The organism is Streptomyces sp. NPDC005408, from assembly GCF_040606445.1.
In the GTDB taxonomy this organism is placed as follows: Bacteria; Actinomycetota; Actinomycetes; order Streptomycetales; family Streptomycetaceae; genus Streptomyces.
Genome location: NZ_JBEXEX010000067.1, coordinates 1 through 19,232 on the forward strand (window position 1 = coordinate 1; position 19,232 = coordinate 19,232).

The 19,232-nt window shown below is 70.0% G+C and carries 15 protein-coding genes and 1 tRNA gene; 6 read left to right on the forward strand and 10 right to left on the reverse strand.

What is annotated here, in order from left to right; all coding sequences use genetic code 11:
• Positions 1 to 117 precede the first annotated feature (117 nt).
• Positions 118 to 771, reverse strand: coding sequence for a response regulator (locus ABZS64_RS35110; protein ID WP_355838437.1), 654 nt, complete (start codon positions 769 to 771; stop codon positions 118 to 120).
• Positions 772 to 862: 91 nt separating this feature from the next.
• On the opposite strand from ABZS64_RS35110, the gene ABZS64_RS35115 reads away from it, so the two are divergent.
• A tRNA-Leu gene (locus ABZS64_RS35115) sits at positions 863 to 948 on the forward strand.
• An 84-nt stretch (positions 949 to 1,032) separates the two neighbouring features.
• Positions 1,033 to 1,716: a helix-turn-helix domain-containing protein gene (locus ABZS64_RS35120; protein WP_355838440.1), complete on the forward strand. Its 684-nt coding sequence runs from the start codon at positions 1,033 to 1,035 to the stop codon at positions 1,714 to 1,716.
• 28 nt (positions 1,717 to 1,744) lie between these two features.
• On the opposite strand, the gene pyk is transcribed toward ABZS64_RS35120, so the two are convergent.
• Together pyk and ABZS64_RS35130 are read right to left on the reverse strand one after the other, a co-directional pair.
• Entirely contained in the window at positions 1,745 to 3,178 is a 1,434-nt protein-coding gene (pyk, locus tag ABZS64_RS35125; RefSeq protein ID WP_355838443.1) for a pyruvate kinase, read from the reverse strand.
• A 169-nt stretch (positions 3,179 to 3,347) separates the two neighbouring features.
• Positions 3,348 to 4,061 carry an SIMPL domain-containing protein gene (locus tag ABZS64_RS35130; protein ID WP_355838446.1) on the reverse strand — a complete coding sequence of 238 codons (714 nt, stop codon included), beginning with the start codon at positions 4,059 to 4,061 and terminating at the stop codon, positions 3,348 to 3,350.
• A 153-nt stretch (positions 4,062 to 4,214) separates the two neighbouring features.
• On the opposite strand from ABZS64_RS35130, the gene ABZS64_RS35135 reads away from it, so the two are divergent.
• Entirely contained in the window at positions 4,215 to 6,008 is a 1,794-nt protein-coding gene (locus ABZS64_RS35135; RefSeq protein WP_355838449.1) for a 5'-nucleotidase C-terminal domain-containing protein, read from the forward strand.
• Between the two features lie 11 nt (positions 6,009 to 6,019).
• Here the strand turns inward: ABZS64_RS35135 and ABZS64_RS35140 are convergent, their stop codons facing one another.
• The 5 genes from ABZS64_RS35140 to ABZS64_RS35160 form a co-directional block, all read right to left on the reverse strand.
• The gene (locus tag ABZS64_RS35140; protein WP_355838452.1) at positions 6,020 to 7,429 is read right to left on the reverse strand and encodes a SidA/IucD/PvdA family monooxygenase; all 1,410 of its coding nucleotides are present in this window, start codon (positions 7,427 to 7,429) and stop codon (positions 6,020 to 6,022) included.
• Positions 7,426 to 8,811: an aminotransferase class V-fold PLP-dependent enzyme gene (locus ABZS64_RS35145; RefSeq protein WP_355838455.1), complete on the reverse strand. Its 1,386-nt coding sequence runs from the start codon at positions 8,809 to 8,811 to the stop codon at positions 7,426 to 7,428. Before ABZS64_RS35145 ends, ABZS64_RS35140 begins: the two co-directional genes overlap by 4 nt.
• Positions 8,812 to 9,128: 317 nt before the next feature.
• Positions 9,129 to 11,618, reverse strand: a complete 2,490-nt coding sequence (pepN, locus tag ABZS64_RS35150; RefSeq protein ID WP_355838458.1) for an aminopeptidase N — start codon at positions 11,616 to 11,618, stop codon at positions 9,129 to 9,131.
• Between the two features lie 288 nt (positions 11,619 to 11,906).
• Complete coding sequence (locus ABZS64_RS35155; RefSeq protein WP_355838461.1) at positions 11,907 to 12,233, reverse strand: chorismate mutase; 327 nt, start codon at positions 12,231 to 12,233, stop codon at positions 11,907 to 11,909.
• A 34-nt stretch (positions 12,234 to 12,267) separates the two neighbouring features.
• Positions 12,268 to 13,146, reverse strand: coding sequence for an AraC family transcriptional regulator (locus tag ABZS64_RS35160; protein WP_355838464.1), 879 nt, complete (start codon positions 13,144 to 13,146; stop codon positions 12,268 to 12,270).
• A gap of 295 nt (positions 13,147 to 13,441) precedes the next feature.
• Here ABZS64_RS35160 and ABZS64_RS35165 point away from each other — a divergent pair, with 295 nt between their 5' ends.
• Positions 13,442 to 15,181, forward strand: coding sequence for a beta-galactosidase family protein (locus ABZS64_RS35165; protein ID WP_355838467.1), 1,740 nt, complete (start codon positions 13,442 to 13,444; stop codon positions 15,179 to 15,181).
• 175 nt (positions 15,182 to 15,356) lie between these two features.
• On the opposite strand, the gene ABZS64_RS35170 is transcribed toward ABZS64_RS35165, so the two are convergent.
• Positions 15,357 to 16,130 (reverse strand): serine protease, encoded by a 774-nt coding sequence (locus tag ABZS64_RS35170; RefSeq protein ID WP_355838470.1) that lies wholly within the window; start codon positions 16,128 to 16,130, stop codon positions 15,357 to 15,359.
• Positions 16,131 to 16,351: 221 nt separating this feature from the next.
• Here ABZS64_RS35170 and ABZS64_RS35175 point away from each other — a divergent pair, with 221 nt between their 5' ends.
• Both ABZS64_RS35175 and ABZS64_RS35180 read left to right on the forward strand, forming a co-directional pair.
• Positions 16,352 to 17,260 carry a hypothetical protein gene (locus ABZS64_RS35175; protein ID WP_355838522.1) on the forward strand — a complete coding sequence of 303 codons (909 nt, stop codon included), beginning with the start codon at positions 16,352 to 16,354 and terminating at the stop codon, positions 17,258 to 17,260.
• Between the two features lie 23 nt (positions 17,261 to 17,283).
• The gene (locus ABZS64_RS35180) at positions 17,284 to 18,810 is read left to right on the forward strand and encodes an ankyrin repeat domain-containing protein (RefSeq protein ID WP_355838473.1); all 1,527 of its coding nucleotides are present in this window, start codon (positions 17,284 to 17,286) and stop codon (positions 18,808 to 18,810) included.
• 32 nt (positions 18,811 to 18,842) lie between these two features.
• On the opposite strand, the gene ABZS64_RS35185 is transcribed toward ABZS64_RS35180, so the two are convergent.
• Complete coding sequence (locus ABZS64_RS35185; protein WP_355838476.1) at positions 18,843 to 19,229, reverse strand: barstar family protein; 387 nt, start codon at positions 19,227 to 19,229, stop codon at positions 18,843 to 18,845.
• Positions 19,230 to 19,232 lie beyond the last annotated feature (3 nt).

Here is a 19,232-nt window from a genome sequence, read left to right on the forward strand (position 1 = left end):
TGTTCACGAAGAAGTTGGGACGCATGTACGAGGCGGCGTCGCCGGAGAGCTCGGTGAGGCCCCGATCGGGGTGCGGGCCCTTCCGTATGTTCTGCCGGCCGAGTCCCTGACCGGGTCCTACTGGTCCTTCGCGGCCTTCTTCTCCTCGGCGTCCTCGATGACCGCCTCCGCGACCTGCTGCATCGACAGCCGACGGTCCATCGACGTCTTCTGGATCCAGCGGAACGCGGCCGGCTCGCTCAGCCCGTACTGCGTCTGCAGGATGCTCTTGGCGCGGTCGACGAGCTTGCGGGTCTCCAGCCGCTGCGAGAGGTCCGCGACCTCCTGCTCCAGGGCCTTCAGCTCCGTGAACCGGGAGACGGCCATCTCGATGGCGGGCACCACGTCGCTCTTGCTGAACGGCTTCACCAGATACGCCATGGCACCGGCGTCCCGGGCCCGCTCGACGAGATCGCGCTGCGAGAACGCGGTCAGCATCAGGACCGGGGCGATGGACTCCTCGGCGATCTTCTCGGCCGCGGAGATGCCGTCGAGCACGGGCATCTTCACATCGAGGATGACCAGGTCGGGCCGGTGCTCCCGGGCGAGCTCGATGGCCCGCTGCCCGTCTCCGGCCTCACCGACGACCGCGTAGCCCTCTTCCTCCAGCATCTCTTTGAGGTCGAGCCGGATGAGGGCCTCGTCCTCGGCGATCACGACGCGGGTCGTCAGCGGAGGGACGTGCGACTTGTCGTCATCGGCGGTGGGCTGGGGCGAGTCGGGGGCGGTCACGGGACTCCTCATTCCAAGGCAGGGTGCTCCCCATGAGCCTACCCAGCGGCAGCGTCGGGTGGTGACCCGGTACACTTCCGGGCAGCAGCGCGCCGGGTTGGTGGAACGGTATACACGGAGGTCTCAAACACCTCTGCCCGAGAGGGCTTGCGGGTTCGAGTCCCGCACCCGGTACCAGCAGTTACGAAGTGGATGTCCACGTTCTCGTGAACATCCACTTTTTGCTGCACATCGCCGCCCGCAGTCACGCAGAGTGTTCGCATGATCCTCCACGGCACAGACGTGCGACAGCAGGCACTCACGCTGCTTCGAGGCGGGGCGAAGAACATAGAGGTGGCTCGTCAGCTGAATGCCCCATCCGGCACTATCAGCTACTGGCTCCACCTAGAACGGGCCAAACGCGGGGAATCTCCGGGTCCGCACACCCCCCGATGCCCGCGGTGTGACGGGCGAGAGCTCAACGAAGCTGCGTACACCTATCTACTGGGGCTCTACTTGGGCGACGGGCATATCAGCCAACACTCACAGCACCGAGTGCCAAGCCTCATGATTACCTGCTCCGACAATTCGAAGCACCTGTGGTGCTTGTTCCCTCGGCACGGTACAGGCATGAAGCACGAGCGGCCGATCACCCTTGAGCCATGGCAGCAGCGGATCGTGGATGCCTCCCCGTGGGAGTTCATCCGTGGATTGATCCATTCTGACGGATGCCGGAGCATCAATTGGACCACCCGCATGATCGGCGGCGAGCGGAGGCGCTACGAGTACCCCCGCTACTGGTTCACCAACGTGTCTGACGACATCCGACAGCTGTACACCAACACGCTCAACCAGGTGGGCGTCGAGTGGAAACAGTGCACCCGCGCAGGAAAGCCGTACAACATCTCCGTCGCCAAGCGCGCGTCAGTCGCGCTCATGGACGCGCACGTCGGGCCGAAGTACTGAATGGCGCACCCCAGCCCGACGGGCACCGTCACTTGGGGCTGTCGTCCTCGCCGATGTGGTGCACCCGCACGAGGTTGGTGGAGCCCGGGACTCCGGGTGGCGAGCCGGCCGTGATCACCACGATGTCGCCCTTCCGGCAGCGGCCGATCTTCAGCAGCTCCTCGTCGACCTGGGCGACCATCGCATCGGTCGAGTCGACGTGCGGACCGAGGAAAGTCTCCACGCCCCAGGTGAGGTTGAGCTGGGAGCGGGTGGCCGCGTCGGGCGTGAAGGCCAGTAGCGGAATCGGCGAGCGGTAGCGGGACAGGCGCTTGACCGTGTCGCCGGACTGGGTGAAGGCGACCAGGAACTTCGCACCCAGGAAGTCGCCCATCTCCGCGGCCGCGCGGGCCACGGCGCCGCCCTGCGTACGAGGCTTGTTGCGTTCGGTCAGCGGCGGCAGGCCCTTGGCGAGGACGTCCTCCTCTGCCGCCTCGACGATGCGGCTCATCGTCCGCACCGTCTCGACGGGGTACTTCCCGACGCTCGTCTCGCCGGAGAGCATCACGGCGTCGGTGCCGTCGATGACGGCGTTGGCGACATCGGACGCCTCGGCGCGCGTGGGACGGGAGTTGTCGATCATCGAGTCGAGCATCTGGGTCGCCACGATCACCGGCTTGGCGTTGCGCTTGGCCAGCTTGATCGCGCGCTTCTGCACGATCGGCACCTGCTCCAGCGGCATTTCGACGCCGAGGTCGCCGCGGGCGACCATGATGCCGTCGAAGGCGGCCACGATGTCGTCGATGTTCTCGACGGCCTGCGGCTTCTCGACCTTCGCGATGACGGGGAGCCGGCGGCCCTCCTCGTCCATGATGCGGTGGACGTCCTCGATGTCGCGTCCGCTGCGTACGAAGGAGAGCGCGATGATGTCGGCGCCGATACGCAGTGCCCAGCGCAGGTCTTCGACGTCCTTCTCGGAGAGAGCGGGGACGGAGACGGCGACGCCGGGGAGATTGAGGCCCTTGTGGTCGGAGATCATGCCGCCCTCGACGACGGTGGTGTGGACCCGGGGGCCGGCCACCGCGGTCACTTCGAGGGCGACCTTGCCGTCGTCGACGAGGATGCGCTCACCGATGGTGACGTCCCCGGCAAGGCCCTGGTAGGTGGTACCGCACATCTGGCGGTCGCCTTCGGTCTCCTCGACGGTGATGGTGAACTCGTCGCCGCGTTCAAGCAGTACGGGACCTTCACGGAAGCGTCCGAGGCGAATCTTCGGGCCTTGAAGGTCGGCGAGGACCCCTACACTGCGGCCCGACTCGTCGGACGCTTTGCGAACGCGCTGATAACGCTCCTCGTGCTCGGCGTATGTGCCGTGGCTGAGGTTGAAGCGGGCGACGTCCATTCCGGCCTCGACCAGTGCTTTGATCTGGTCGTACGTGTCGGTGGCGGGCCCAAGAGTACAGACGATCTTTGCTCGGCGCATACGTCGAGCCTATGGCTTACCGGCCGGTAGAGAATTGGTCTCGCATGACTACTCAACAACCTTTGCGTGAAGGGTTATTGACAAGTGTTGAATTGTGCGCAGGGGCGCTCCGATGAGCATTTCGGACCGCCGGAGCGCGCACTTCAGTGCACAGGGTGAATACGCTGCGTCACAGCTGCGGAGGCGTCATCGTAAACCGGGCATTGACCTGCGCGTAGACGGTCTGGCGCTGGGGTTCCAGATCCAGAGCGGGGGCCATTTCGGCAGTGTCGGCGGCGCCGTACGCAGCCATGCGCATGCCGCCGGGGGCAGCGGGCATTCCGTACGGCACGGCGTTCTCCGCGCCCAGATCGGCGAGCTCGACCAGCGCGGCGAGCCGCGCGCCGAGCGCCTCGGCGTACTCACGCGCCCGCTGGACGGCTTCCTTCACCGCCTGGCGGCGGGCCTCGCCATGAGCCGGTGAGTCCGGGCGCAGAGCCCACCAGGGGCCGTCGACACGGGTCAGCTCCAGGTCCGCGAGGCGGGTGGTGAGCTCGCCGAGCGCGGTGAAGTCGCTGAGCTCCGCGGTGATGTGGACCCGGCCGTAGTACGCGCGGACGCGCTCGCCGCGGCCGTGGCGGGTCAGTTCGGGAGTGATCGAGAAGGCGCCCGTCTCCAGCTTCTCCACCGCTTCGCCGTACGACTTGATCAGGTCCAGGACCGCGGAGTTGCGGCGGGTGAGGTCCTCCAGAGCGCTGCGCCGGTCCGTGCCCCGCGCGCTGACCGCGATGCCGATCCTGGCGATCTCCGGATCGAACTCCAGCCGCGCCTCGCCGCGCACGGCGACCCGCGGCGTCTCCGGGGTTCCGTACGGAGCGGCGGTGGTGGGTGCGTCGGTGGTCACGTGGGGCTCCCTCGTATTGCGGTCGTCACTGACACTCTCCCACCCGGGTCCGACAACGGGTGGTCACCAGATAGAAACCCGCAAGGGGTGTTGCCGGATATGGCTCCTGCGCCAGAATCTACGCGCGTTGTGCAACCTCAAAAGGGAGACGAAATGCCGCTCAACCGAAGGACGTTCCTGGGTACGTCGGCCGCCACCGGCGCCGCTGTCGCGCTTGCCGCAACCACGGCAGCCCCGGCGGCAGCGACGGACCACGGACGTCCGCCGAAGCGGTACTCCTTCACCGTCATGGGCACCACCGACCTGCACGGCAACGTCTTCAACTGGGACTACTTCACGGACAAGGAGTTCGACGACAAGACGCACAACGACGTCGGCCTGGCGAAGATCTCCACGCTGGTGAACAAGATCCGCGAGGAGAAGGGCCGGCGCAACACGCTCCTCATCGACGCCGGCGACACCATCCAGGGCACCCAGCTCTCGTACTACTACGCCAAGGTCGACCCGATCACGGCCCGGCGCGGTCCCGTGCACCCCATGGCGCAGGCCATGAACGCGATCGGATACGACGCCGCGGCGCTCGGCAACCACGAGTTCAACTACGGCATCCCCGTACTGCGCAAGTTCGAGGAGCAGTGCGACTTCCCGCTGCTCGGCGCGAACGCGCTGGACGCCAAGACGCTCCGCCCGGCCTTCCCTCCGTACAGCTTCCACCGCCTGTGCACCCCGCACGGCCGTGACGTTAAGGTCGCCGTCCTGGGCCTGACCAACCCGGGCATCGCCATCTGGGACAAGGCCAACGTCCAGGGCAAGATGGTCTTCCCCGGCCTTGAGGAGCAGGCCGCGAAGTGGGTGCCGAAGCTGCGCTCCATGGGCGCGGACGTCGTGATCGTCTCCGCCCACTCCGGCTCCAGCGGCACGTCGTCCTACGGCGACCAGCTCCCGTACATCGAGAACGCCGCGGGTCTGGTGGCCGAGCAGGTGCCCGGCATCGACGCGATCCTCGTCGGCCACGCGCACACCGAGATCGCCGAGTACTTCGTCGCCAACAAGCAGACCGGCAAGAAGGTCGTGCTCTCCGAGCCGCTGAAGTGGGGCCAGCGCCTCACGCTGTTCGACTTCGACCTGGTGTGGGCGAAGGGCCGCTGGACGGTGGAAAAGGTCGGCGCTCAGGTCCTCAACTCCAATACGGCCGACGAGGACCCGAAGATCACTGGGCTGCTCGGCGACGAGCACAAGAAGGTCGTCGCGTACGTCAACCAGGTCATCGGCACCTCCACGACCGCGATGACCACGGCCGACGCGCCGTGGAAGGACGAGCCGATCATCGATCTGATCAACCACGTCCAGGCGGAGACGGTGAAGACGGCGCTGGCAGGCGGCCAGTACGCCGCGCTGCCCGTCCTCTCGCAGGCCTCGTGTTTCTCGCGTACGGCCGCGATCCCGTCGGGCCAGGTGACCATCAGGGACGCCGCCGGGCTCTACGTCTTCGAGAACACCCTTGAGGCGCGGCTGCTGACCGGCGCGCAGATCAAGGACTATCTGGAGTTCTCGGCGCGGTACTACGTGCAGACGCCGGCGGGCGGTCCGGTCGACACGGCCAAGCTGACCAATGCGGACAACACCCCGGACTACAACTACGACGCGATCTCGGGTGTCACGTACGAGATCGACATCGCCAAGCCGGCCGGTTCGCGGATCGCGCAGCTGTCGTTCGACGGCAAGCCGATCGACCCGGCGGCGCAGTTCGTGCTGGCCGTCAACAACTACCGGGCCAGCGGCGGCGGGAACTTCCCGCATGTCGCTCGTTCCCAGCAGCTGTGGGCGAATTCGGAGGAGATCCGCAACACGATCATCAACTGGGTGAAGGCGAAGGGCACGGTCGACCCGGCACAGTTCGCGACGGTCGGCTGGAAGCTGACGCGGGACGGTGTGCCGGTCTTCTGATCGGCTTCTGGTCAGGAGTGTTCCACCAGTGGGAGCAGGCCCTCCGGCGCATGCACCGGGCGGGCCTGTTCGCGCTCCAGACCGAAGCTGGTGAAGGCGGTGCGGCGCGGCAGCGGGTAGGGCTCTTTGCCGGTGAGGGAGTTGAGGATGCTGGCGCTGCGCCAGGCGGCCAGGCCGAGGTCGGGCGCGCCGACGCCGTGCGTGTGGCGTTCGGCGTTCTGGACGTAGACCGAGCCGCTCACCGAGGGGTCCAGGAGCAGCCGGAACTGATCGTCGATGCGGGGGCGGCCCGCCGTGTCACGGCGCATGTACGGGTCGAGGCCGGCCAGCATCCGGTCGAGCGGCCGCTCGCGGTAACCGGTGGCCAGCACCACGGCGTCGGTGGTGAGCCGGGAGCGGGTGCCCTGCTGGGTGTGCTCCAGATGCAGCTCGACCTTGGTGGTGGCGACCCGGCCCGCGGTACGCACACTGACGCCGGGAGTGAGGACGGCATCGGGCCAGCCGCCGTGCAGGGTGCGGTGGTACAGCTCTTCGTGGATGGCTGCGATGGTGTCGGTGTCGATGCCCTTGTGGAGCTGCCACTGGCGCGGGACGAGAGCGTCGCGGGTCTGCTCGGGCAGCGCGTGGAAGTAGCGGGTGTAGTCGGGGGTGAAGTGCTCCAGGCCGAGCTTGGAGTACTCCATCGGCGCGAAGGCTTCCGTACGGGCCAGCCAGTGGATCTTCTCGGCCCCGGCCGGCCGGGCCCGCAGCAGATCGAGGAAGATCTCCGCGCCCGACTGGCCCGAGCCGATGACCGTGATGTGCTCCGCGGCCAGCAGCCGTTCGCGGTTGTCGAGATAGTCGGCGGAGTGGATCACAGGGACGGACGGGGCCTCGGCGAGGGGCCGCAGCGGTTCGGGGAGATACGGCTCGGTGCCGACTCCGAGAGCGATGTGCCGGGTGTACGCGCGGCCGAGGGCCTCTGCCTCGCCGTCGGCATCGAGCTGGGTGAAGTCGACCTCGAACAGGTCGCGTTCGGGGTTCCAGCGGACGGCGTCGATCTGATGGCCGAAGTGCAGGCCGGGCAGGTTGTCGCTGACCCAGCGGCAGTACGCGTCGTACTCGGCGCGCTGGATGTGGAACCGCTCGGCGAAGTAGAAGGGGAAGAGCCGGTCCCGGGAGCGCAGATAGTTCAGGAAGGTCCAGGGGCTGGCCGGGTCGGCGAGGGTCACCAGGTCGGCCAGGAACGGGACTTGGAGGGTGGCGCCCTCGATCAGCAGGCCGGCGTGCCAGGTGAAGGTGCGCCGCTGCTCGAAGAAGGTCGCGGCGAGACCGCCGGGGACGCCGTGGGCGAGCGCGGCGAGGGAGAGGTTGAACGGGCCGATGCCGATGCCCACGAGGTCGTGGGGCTGGTCAAGGCCGGGTGTGGGCATGCCGGTCATCGGGGGGTGCTGCCTTCCACGAGTTCGAGCAGGGCTTCGAGGTCGCCTTGGGTGGCATGGGGGTTGAGGAGCGTGGCCTTGAGCCAGAGGCGGCCGTCGGCGCGGGCGCGGCCGAGGACGGCGCGCCCTTCGGCAAGGAGCGTTCGGCGGATGTCAGCGGTCTCCTCGTCGGTGGCCACGTAGGGCCGGAACAGAACGGTGGTCAGGGTCGGCCGCTCGTACAGCTCCAGGCTCTGGTGCTTCTCGAGGAGGTCGGCGAGGTGCTGGGCTGCGGCACAGGTGCGGTCGACGAGCGCGGCGAGACCGCTGCGGCCGAGGGCCCGGAGGGTGACGGCGACCTTGAGGATGTCGGGGCGGCGGGTCGTACGCAGGGAACGGCCGAGCAGATCGGGCAGGCCCGCTTCGGTGTCGTCGTCGGCGTTGAGGTAGTCGGCGCGGACGGCCAGGGGCGCGAGGAGGGCCCCGTTGGGGACGGCGAGCAGGCCGGCGGCGACCGGCTGCCAGCCCAGTTTGTGCAGATCGAGGGTTACGGAGTGGGCGCGATCGAGGCCGTTCAGCTTGGTGCGGTGCCGCTCGCTGAACAGCATCGGTCCGCCGTATGCGGCGTCGACGTGGAGTTCGGCGCCGTGGCGGTGGCAGAGGTCGGCGATCTCTGGGAGCGGATCGATACGCCCGGTGTCGGTGGTCCCCGCGGTCGCCGCGACGATGCGGGGGCCCGGCAGTTCGGTGAGGGCCTCGTCGAGTGCGGCGAGATCGAGCACGCCGGCGGGCGACGGTACGGTCACCGGCTCGGGCAGACCGAGGAGCCAGGCGGCGCGGTGCAGTGAGTGGTGTGCGGCGGACCCGCAGATCACCTGGACCGTGCCGTGGCGTTCGCGGGCGAGCAGCAGGCCGAGCTGGTTGGACTCGGTGCCGCCGGTGGTGACGAGGGCGTCGGGGTCCCGCCCGTGCGGGAAGACCTCGGCCGCCAGGGTCCGGCCGACCGTGGCCTCCAGCTCCGACGCGGCCGGGGCCTGGTCCCAGGAGTCCAGGGACGGGTTGAGGGCGGAGGCTGCGAGATCGGCGGCGACGGCGAGCGCGAGGGGTGGGGTGTGCAGATGGGCAGCGCACAGGGGGTCGGCGGGGTCGGCGGCGCCGTGTGCGACGGTACGGACGAGGGTGCGCAGGGCCTCTTCGGCGCCGGTGCCGTGGTCGGGGAGCACGGGCTCGACGGCCTCGCGCACCCGGGAGGCGACGGCCTCCGGCCCGCCGCGCGGGATCGGCCCGCCGCGGGCCGCCGCGCCGTCGGTGAGCGCTGCGAGCACGATGGCGAGCAGCGGCCGCAGGGCGTCGGGGCCTGCGGTTCCACCGGCGAGGGCCAGGCCGGGCGGCGGCGTACTCATTCGGGTCCTTCGGTGAGCGCGGGGCTGTCACACCAGGGTGGACGGGGGACCCGGTGGGGTGCCCGCAGAGCTCAACGATCCGGACCCGAAAGGGGTATTGGTGGGCGGGGTGGGGGTGTTGGAGGGGGATTGCCTGCTATGGGTTCGGGCGGGGTGGCGTGGGGTGGGGTGCGCCTGCGGCGCGCTTCTTTCCGAACTGGGGGCAAGCAAGCCCCCAGACCCCCGGTACGGCCTTCGGCCGTAGTCCTCAAACTCCCCCGGACGAAGTCTGGGGGAGTTTGAGGCGCGGGGTCCGGGGCGGAGCCCCGGCGGCAGGGCTACGCGCCCCGCACCCTCAAGGCGCGGCGCAGGTCGTCCAGTTGGTCGGCCAGCTTTCGCCGCAGAGCCGGAATCATGTCCGCCTCGCGCAGGCACTCCTCGCCCAGGTTCAGAGTCTCCGTGTCCACCGCGTGGAGCGGGAAGGCGTACCGGCCCGCCGCCTCCGCGATGGCCGGGCCGCGGCGGGCGGCGAGGGAGACCACGTCCTCGTAGAAGCGGGGGACGTACTCCCGTACCAGATCGGCCTGTTCGGGCTGCCAGAAGCCCTGCGCCGTGGCCGTGAACAGGTAGTTGGACAGCGAGTCGGTGGTGAACAGCCGCTGCCAGGCCGCCGCCTTCGCCTCCGCCGTGGGCAGCGCGGCACGGCAACGGGCCGCGCCCTCCTGCCCAGTGGCGCTCGGGTCGCGGTCGAGTTCGGCCGCGATCGCCGCGTCGTCGGTCGCGCCGAGGACGGCGAGTCGGTACAGAATCCGCCAGCGCAGCTCGGGGTCGAGTTCGGGACCGCCGGGCACGCTACCGTCGCCGAACCACTCCTGAAGCGTCTCCGGCTGCGAGGCGGCGTCGATGAAGTGGCGTACGGCGGTCAGGCGCAGGCCGGGTTCGCTGCCGTCCTCGGTGCGGCGCAGCAGATCGCGGCAGATGCCCCGCAGCGCGCCGAGCGCGGCGGGCCGCTCGTCGGCGGGAAGGTAGCGGTTGGCGAGCTGGGTCGAGGCGAAGGCGAGTACGCCCTGGACGACGGCCAGGTCCGATTCGCGCGGGAGGTGGGCGCGGGCGGCCTCCAGATAGGCGGCGGGGGCGAGTTCGTCGTCACGGACCATGTCGCGGGCGGCGTTCCAGACGACGGCCCGGGTCAGCGGGTCCGGGATGCCGGACAGGGAACGTACGGCCGTGTCCCAGGAAGGGGCGTCCAGACGGACCTTGGCGTAGCTGGCGTCGCCGTCGTTGAGGACGACGAGGGCGGGGCGGCGGCCCGGGTGGGGGCCGCTCCCGTTCTGCGGGATGTCCAGTTCGAGGTGGTCGCGCAGCACGAGCCGGTCCGTTTCCACCGGGTCGGTGTCGTACGCGCCGACGGCGATGCGGTGCGGGCGGCTGCCGTCGCGGGCGACCGTGAGCGACCAGGTGCCCTCGGACTCGGCGATCGTGGGGGTGAGGGTGTCGACACCGGTCGTACGGAGCCAGGACTCGGCCCAGCCGTGCACATCGCGGTCCGTGGCACCCGCCAGTGAGTCGATGAAGTCGGCGAGGGTGGCGTTGCCGAACTTGTGCCGGGCAAAGTGGGTGTTGATGCCCGCCAGGAAGTCCTTCTCGCCCAGCCAGGTCACCAGCTGGCGCAGGGCGGATGCGCCCTTGGCGTAGGAGATGCCGTCGAAGTTGAGCATCGCGGACGCGGTGTCGGGGACGGCGTCCGGGTCTGGGGCGACGGGATGGGTTGAGGGCCGCTGGTCGGCGTCGTAACCCCAGGACTTGCGGCCGATGCCGAAGTCGACCCAGGTGTCGGTGAAGCGGGTGGCCTCGGTGAGGGTCTGGTAGCCCATGTACTCGGCGAAGGACTCGTTCAGCCAGATGTCGTCCCACCACTTGAGCGTGACGAGGTCGCCGAACCACATGTGGGCCATCTCGTGCGCGATGACCATGGCGCGGGTCTGCCGCTCGGTGTCGGTGACGGCGGAGCGGTAGACGAACTCGTCACGGAAGGTGACCAGGCCGGGGTTCTCCATCGCACCGGCGTTGAACTCGGGCACGAAGGCCTGGTCGTACGAGTCGAAGGGGTACGGCTCCTCGAACTTCTCGTGGTACCGGTCGTAGCACTGGCGCGTGATCTCGAGGATCTCGTCGGCGTCCGCGTCCAGGTAGGGGGCGAGCGAGCGGCGGCAGTGGAGACCGAAGGGCAGTCCGGCGTGCTCGGTGCGCACGGAGTGCCAGGGGCCCGCGGCGACGGCCACGAAGTAGGTGGCGAGCGGCGGGGTGGGGGCGCAGGTCCAGATGCCGTCGTCGCCCTGGGTGGCGACGCCGTTGCCGAGGACGGTCCAGCCCTCGGGGGCGGTGACGGAGAGCTCGAAGACGGCCTTGAGGTCGGGCTGGTCGAAGGCGGCGAAGACGCGCTGGACGTCCTCCATGAACAGCTGGGTGTAGAGGTAGGTCTCGCCGTCGGTGGGGTCGGTGAAGCGGTGCATGCCCTCGCCGGTGCGGGAGTAGCGCATCTCGGCATCGACGCGCAGCTCGTGCTCCCCTGCGGCGAGGCCGGTGAGCGCGAGCCGGTTCTCGACGAGTGACTCGGGGTCGATGGGCTGCCCGTCGAGGGTGACGGAGCGCAGCTCGGCCGGCTTGAGCTCGACGAAGGTGTCCCCCGCGGCGCGGGCCGTGAAGTGGATGACGGTCCGGGAGTCGAAGGTCTCCTCACCAGTAGTGAGATCGAGGTCGATCGTGTAGCGGTGGACGTCGAGGAGCTGGGCTCGGGTCTGCGCTTCGTCGCGCGTCAGTACGGACATGGGGCCATGCTGCCCGATGGGTCCGCTCCGGCACACGGGGTATTGGTTTCGCCGTCAGCGCACGGGACTAGGGGGTCTCTTTTGGATCAGGCCGGATCAGTGAGCGGGGTCTGGCGATGGGGGCACCTCCCGTGCCCGAAGGGCTACGGGGGAGCATCGCAGGCCGGAGGATGGGGTCCCCCCGCCGAAGGCAGGGGGAGAGCCGACGCGGAGCGTCGGCGACTGACGACAACCCAGCGTGCGTGCGTGCCAGGGCACGCGAGCCCGGCAAGATCGGCCGGACAGGGCCTAGGCGTCGGGTGATGCGTTCGGACTGGCCGCGATCGTCTCGTGGTGACGGATCACCTCGGCGATGATGAAGTTCAGCAGTTTCTCCGCGAACGCGGGGTCCAGTTTCGCGCTCTCCGCGAGCTGCCGCAGCCGCTCGATCTGGCGGGACTCACGGTCCGGGTCGGCGGGCGGCAGATGGTGCTGGGCCTTGAGGTGGCCGACCTGCTGAGTGCATTTGAAGCGCTCGGCGAGCATATGGACGACCGCCGCGTCGATGTTGTCGATGCTCTCGCGCAGACGGTTCAGTTCGGCGCGTACGCCCTCATCGATGTCCCTCGTGGTCATGGTCATCGAGCTTACGTCGCCGAGCCTGCGCCGATCACGTGACGATCGTCGGCGGGTGCTCGGGGTCCGGGATCTGGTTGCTCCAGCCGCCGGGGACGGTGCGGCCCTGCTGCTCACGGAAGCGGATGGGCGCGATGCCGACGCGGCGGGTGAAGAGGCGCGAAAAGTACGCCGGGTCCTCGTAGCCGACCCGGCGGGCGACCGCGGCGACGGGCAGTTCGGTGGCGGCCAGCAGTTCCTTGGCCCGGCCCAGGCGGATGCCGAGGAGGTAGTCCTTGGGGCTGCAGCCCGCGCCGCGGCGCACGGCGGTGCGCAGTTCGGCGGGGGACATGCCGTGCCGGGCCGCGTGCTCGGCGACGGACAGCGGCCGGAAGGCGTCGCGGGCCAGCGCAGTGAGCACCGGGTCGCCCTCGGCGTTGGTGTCGGCGCGGGCCCGGCGCAGGGCGACGAGCAGCTCGTGGACGGCGGCGCCGGTCTCGACCTCCAGGAGCGGGTTGCCGCGGCGTGCGGCGCGGGCGATGCGCCCGACGGCGGCACGTGCGCCCGCGGCGTCGGAGAGGGGGACGACGGGCCGCTCGGGCTCTATGTAGCCGAGCTCGGTGTACGTGGCGGTGGCGGGCCCGGTGAAGTCGACGAAGCTCTCGTCCCAGCCGCCGGCCGGATCGGGGCCGTAGTGGTGCGGGACGCCGGGGGTGAGCCAGATCAGGGCGGGCGCGGTGACGGTGGTACGCCGCCCGTCGTGTCCGCGGAACCAGCCGCTGCCCGCGCTGATCACGACGGCGACATGGTGGTCGAGGGTGCGGGGTCCGACGGTGGGCAGGACGCCGTGCTGGAGACCGACACCGAGGCAGGCGAGACCGAGGCGGTGATGAACCGGGCTCGGGGTGAAATAGCGCATCCAGGTGTGGTACATCCGCTTGTCTCCCCTTCCCCGGGCTTCGGGTGCCTTCGTTGCGTCCAAACAGCGCCGATCTTTGTCCATGGACCGGCTCGCCGCCAGGGGGCGATGGTGGGCGCGGTCCTCTCTCCGGGTTCGCCCAGTCCAGCGAGTGAGCCGAAGGGCGCGCCGCCCGCAACCGGAGGCTGCTGACGGACACAGCGAAAGCGACGAGACCCAGCGAGCGAGGAACGAGCGAGTGCAGTGTCGAGGAACGTCGACAACGGGTACGAGCGCCCGGAGGTGAACCGAGCGCAAAAGGGGGTGGACGGTGGCTGAGTTCACTGTGGGTGATACGGACTTCCTGGTGGACGGGGAGCCCGTACGCCTGCTGTCGGGAGCGCTGCACTACTTCCGGGTGCACGAGGAGCAGTGGGACCACCGGCTGGCGATGCTGCGGGCGATGGGCCTCAACTGCGTCGAGACGTACGTCCCCTGGAACCTCCATGAGCCGGAGCCCGGCCGGTACGCCGACGCGGACGCGCTGGGCCGTTTCCTGGACGCCGCGCACAGGGCGGGGCTGTGGGCGATCGTCCGGCCGGGCCCGTACATCTGCGCCGAGTGGGAGAACGGCGGGCTGCCGCACTGGCTGACCGGCCGGCTCGGACGGCGCGTACGCACGGAGGACGCCGAGTATCTGGGGCATGTGGAGCGCTGGTTCACCCGGCTCCTGCCGCAGGTGGTGGAGCGGCAGATCACGCTCGGCGGTCCGGTGATCATGGTGCAGGTCGAGAACGAGTACGGCAGTTACGGCTCCGACCAGGGCTATCTGCGCCATCTCGTGGACCTGTTGCGGGGCTGCGGGGTGCGCGTGCCGCTGTTCACCTCCGACGGGCCCGAGGACCACATGCTCACCGGCGGCTCGGTACCGGGGGTGCTCGCCACGGTGAACTTCGGGTCGGGGGCACGGGATGCCTTCGAAACGCTGCGGCGCCATCAGCCCGCCGGACCGCTGATGTGCATGGAGTTCTGGTGCGGCTGGTTCGATCACTGGGGCGACGACCATGTCGTACGCCATCCCGCGGACGCGGCGGCCGTGCTTCGGGAGATTCTCGACGCCGGCGCCTCGGTGAATGTGTACATGGCGCACGGCGGCACGAACTTCGCGGGCTGGGCCGGGGCGAACCGCACGGGCGATCTCCAGGATCTGGAACTGGAGCCGACCGTCACGTCCTACGACTACGACGCGCCGATCGACGAGGCCGGGCAGCCCACCGAGAAGTTCTGGAAGTTCCGCGAGATCCTGGCGCGCCATCTCGAGGGACCGCTGCCCGAACTGCCGCCCGAACCCGCCGTCCTGGGCGCGCGGATGCGGGCGGACCTTGGCGAGTGGGCGCCGCTCGGCGATGTGCTGGAGGCGCTCGGCGACGAGGAGGTGGAGGGTCCCGTTCCGCCCACGTTCGAGGAACTGGGCGTGGACCGCGGCCTGGTCCGCTACCAGGTGAGCGTTCCGGGCCCGCGCCAGCCCTATCCGCTGAGCGTCGCGGGCCTGCGGGACCGGGCCGTGGTGTACGTGGACGGGGTGCGGGCGGGTGTGCTGAGCGGCGAGTACGAAGCCCTGGCGGAGCCGGTGGCGGGGCCCGCGTCGGTGGAGCTGTGGGTGGAGTCGCTGGGGCGCGTCAACTATGGCCCGCGTACCGGCGAGCGCAAGGGCATCACCGGCGGGGTGCTGCACGAACGGCAGTATCTGCACGGGGTACGGGCTCGGGGGCTGCGGCTGGCCGCGTTCGAGCCTGCGGCGGTGGAGAAGGTGCCGTTCCGGGCTGCCGAGGGTGGTGCGGCGGGGTTGTACCGGGGCACCTTCGAGACAGACGTCCCCGGTGACGCCAGGCTCCAACTCCCGGACTGGACACGGGGGTTCGCCTGGGTGAACGGCTTCTGCCTTGGGCGGTACTGGGCGGTGGGGCCGCAGCGATCACTGTTCGTGCCGGGGCCGGTTCTGCGGGAGGGCGCGAACGAGGTGTGGGTGCTGGAGCTGGAGGACGCGGCGGCGTCCGTCTGGCTGGCGTGACATTTCCCCACCCCGCCCCCTCCCGCTGTGACATTTTGCGGCTCCGCCGCGTGGGGGGCGAAGCCCCCGGCCCCCTACGCCTGCAGGGCGTAGGGGGTGTCCTCAATCGCCGGACGGGCTTGGATTTCCGCCGGCAGTTGAGGCGCGGGGGTCCGGGGGCGGAGCCCCCGGTTGCTCAGAGGCCTGCCGCCGCGTTCTTGATGGCGGCCGCGAAGGTGGACACCTCGGTGTAGACACCCGGGAAGTTGGGCCGGGCGCAGCCCTCGCCCCAGCTCACGATGCCGACCTGGATCCACGCGTTGTTGTTGTCCTTGCGGAACATCGGGCCGCCGGAGTCACCCTGGCAGGTGTCGACGCCGCCCTGCTGGAACCCGGCGCAGATCTCCTCGCCGGAGACGAGCTCGGGGTACGCCTGCTTACAGCTGGCGTCGGAGACGAAGGGCACCTGGGCCTTGAGGAGGTAGCGCTGCTGGCCGCCGCCCTCAGTGGCCGCGCCCCAGCCGGCGACCGTGAAGGTGCCGTTGTCGAAGGCCTTGGTGTCGGCGATCTTGAGGGTGGGCAGGTCGATCGGCTTGGCGAGCTTGATCAGCGCCCAGTCCTTGCCCGTGCCGTTGTAGCCGGGGGCCTGGAGGACCTTGGTCGACTTGACCCTGATGCGGCTGGAGCTCTGCAAGTCGACGACGCCCGCGGTCGCGGTGATGCTGGTGTTGTTGCCGGAGCCGCTCACACAGTGGGCGGCAGTGAGCACGATCTGCTTGGTGTAGAGCGCGCCGCCACAGCCCATGGAGAGCCGGACCATGAACGGGAACTCGCCCTGGGCAGCGCGGGTGCCGCCGACGACGGGCGGGGTGGCGGCCGAGGCCGAGGTGGGCTGGAGGCTGATCGCGGCGAGGACGACGGCGCCGGCCGCCGCGCATCTCTGGAGCGCGCGAACTATCTGCTTCTTCAACGGACTGCCTTTCGTGGGGGGTTGAGATGTGCGCCCGCACGGATCCAGGCAGCATCGTGCCGCGCTGACATGGGCCCGACAAGCGTGATCCGGATTATGGAGAGGGGGTCAGCCAGGCCACAAGGAGCACTTTTCGGCCAGCCTCACCAGCGCGGATTCGACTCCGCCTGCGCGTAGGGTTGAGAGCGGCCGACCGTCGTGCATGGGGGGTACGGGACGTGGTGGCGAAGGGCAGCGAGGTCGTACACGGCTATCCGCACCTCGACACCGTGCGGGCGGCGATCACCGCCGTGTACAAGCGGCTCTCGCCCGACGGTGTGCACTCCTATGCGCCCAGCGTGCTGCCGGCCGATGTGACCTTCGCCGATATCGACGATCTGCACCTCGGCGCACAACGCGTCGCCCACGCCCTGGTCCAGCATCTGCGGCTGCCGGACGCCCGGATGGTCGTGAGCTTCCGCGAGATGCACCATGCCGCGAGCGTCGAACTCATCGGCGGTCCGGAGTACTTCATCGAGCTCAACAACCGCTTCCGCACCCACCGCAGGGACATCGGCGCGGCCCTCGCCCACGAGATCATGCATGTGCTGCTGCACCGGCTCGACCTATCCTTCCCCGGCACCCGCGACAACGAGATCCTCACCGACACAGCGACCACCTATCTCGGCGCAGGCTGGCTGCTGCTCGACGCCTTCCGGGAGGACGGTGTCTCCAGCCAGAAGCTGGGCTATCTCACCCCCGAGGAGTTCGGTTACGTCCTCGCCAAGCGGGCGATCGCCTTCGGCGAGGACCCCTCCCCCTGGTTCACCAGCCCGCAGGGCTACACCGCGTACACCAAGGGCCGCGCCCTGGCGCTGCGCGACGCCCAGCAGCCGCCGCTGACCACGGCGGGCTGGACGGGCCGCCACCGCTATGCCAAGGACCGGCGGCACGCCCGGGAGAACCCGGCACAGGCCGCCGGCCACCCCCCGGCGGCCGAGTCGCCCGGGTACGCCTTCGAGCACCTGCCGGACGGGCTGCGCGTCTCCTTCCCCTGCCCCACCTGCCACCAGCGCATCCGTGTTCCCGTACGCGGGCGGGTACGGGCCCGCTGCGGCCTGTGCCGCACGATTCTCGAATGCGACACCTGACCGATCTTCCGTAGGCTCGAAATATGACGAAAGAGCCGCCGGCGGGCGCCCGCGAGATGTTCGAAGCGCTGTACAGCGGTGCGCAGGACTCCGTCGTGGCCCTGCTGCGGGCCGGGGTTTCCGCGGAGGTGACCGACGAGGACGGGCAGACGCCCCTCTACCGGGCGGCTGTCAGCGACGAAGTGGGCATTGTGCGGCTGCTGCTGGCCGCGGGCGCCGACCCCGGGCGTGGCGCAGGCCCCGAGGGCGGGGATCTGCCGCTGTGCGGGGCCGCGGTCGGCGGTCACACCGAGGTGGTGCGGGCGCTGCTGGCCGCGGGCGCCCGGCCCGACCAGCCGGAGGCGTACGGCTTCACGGCACTGAGGTGGGCCGTGACGCTGGGCCATGCCGCGACGGCCGAGACTCTGCTGGAGTACGGCGCCGCTCCCGATCTGGAGGGCCCCGGCGGGGAGCTTCCGCTGGTGCTCGCCGCCCGCCGCGGCTCCCCCTCGACCGTGCGGGCCCTGCTGCGGCACGGCGCCACGGCGAAGGAGGCGGCGCTCGCGGAGGCCCGGCAGTGGCTCGTACGGGATGTGGAGCGCGAGCTGCGCGACGGGCTGCTCAGTGCGTATGGGAAGGGCGAGAAAGGACAGAAGGGCGAGGCGTACGAGACGGTCGCGCGCCGCGTCGAGGAGGACGGCGGGGTGACCGTCGTCGTCGAGCTGCTGCGGGACGGCGCACCGCGGGCGGGCAGTGAGCAGCAGACCGGCCACGCGGCGATCGTGACACTGCTCGAAGGGGAGCTGGGGATCCAGACGCCGTATGCGGAGCTCGCCGACCGGGCCCTGCGCTGCGGGGATCCGCAACAGGACGACTGGGTCGAGTCGGTCATGGCACTGTGGGGCCGCGGCGACGAGGAGACCTTCCAGGCGGCGGCCGCGTGGTGCGCGAGCGACGACCCGATGCGTCAGGCGTTCGCGGCGGATGTGCTGGCCCAACTGGGCTTCGGGGAAGAGGGCTTGCCGCCGTTCGCCGCCCGCTCGCTGCCGCTGTTGCGCGAACTGTCCCGGGAGGCGCGGGAGCCGGAGCTGATCCAGGCCGTCGTCCTCGGGCTCGGGCACCACGGGGATCCGTCCGCGCTGCCGGACATCCTGCGGCATGCCGGGCATCCGGACGCGGAGGTGCGCAATCAGGTGGCGCTCTCGCTGTTCGGGCTCGTCCCCGGCGACCACACCGAGGGCGTCGGGACACTGATCACGCTCAGCCGGGACGCGGACCCCCATGTCAGGGACTGGGCGACGACGGCACTCGCGGACCTGGACGCCGATACGGACGAGATCAGGGAGGCGCTGGCGGCGCGGCTCACCGACCGGGACGTGGACACGGCGGCCGAGGCGGCCCGGGGACTGGCGATCCGTCAGGATCCGCGTGCGGAAGCGACCTTGGCGCGGATTCTCGCCGACGAGGATCCGGACGGGTACGCGCGCGAGGCGGCCGCGGAAGCTGTGCGGCACATACAGGACGAGAGGCTCAGGCGGCGGCTGGAGCACACATCACCGCGCTACCGCTGATCCTTCTCACAGGGGTCACATCAGGCGGCGGGTCACATCAGCCGCAGCGCGCCGGGCGCCCGCTCCTCCATGATCTCCACCAGCCAGTCGAAGACGGTGGTGCCGATGCCGTCCTTCGCCCGGTCCAGCTGCTCCCGGACAGACGCCCGGTTGGTCGGATGGCACCGCGCCAGCCGCAGTTCCAGCTGTCGTACGGTCTCGTCGTACCCCAGCGCCGTACGCGACAGTTCGTGGTCGTGCCACTCGAAGACGAAGTCGCCGTCGTCCGGCGTCCCCATGCCGCCGCTGAGGCAGTCGGCGAAGGCGTCGAGGTTGCGGCCGAAGTAGCCGCCCGGCCCGTTCACGGCTTCGCCGATCACCCGCCAGAAGGCGTCGAGGTCGGTGACCTCCGCCCCGTCGATTGCATAGGTCCTGGTCACGGG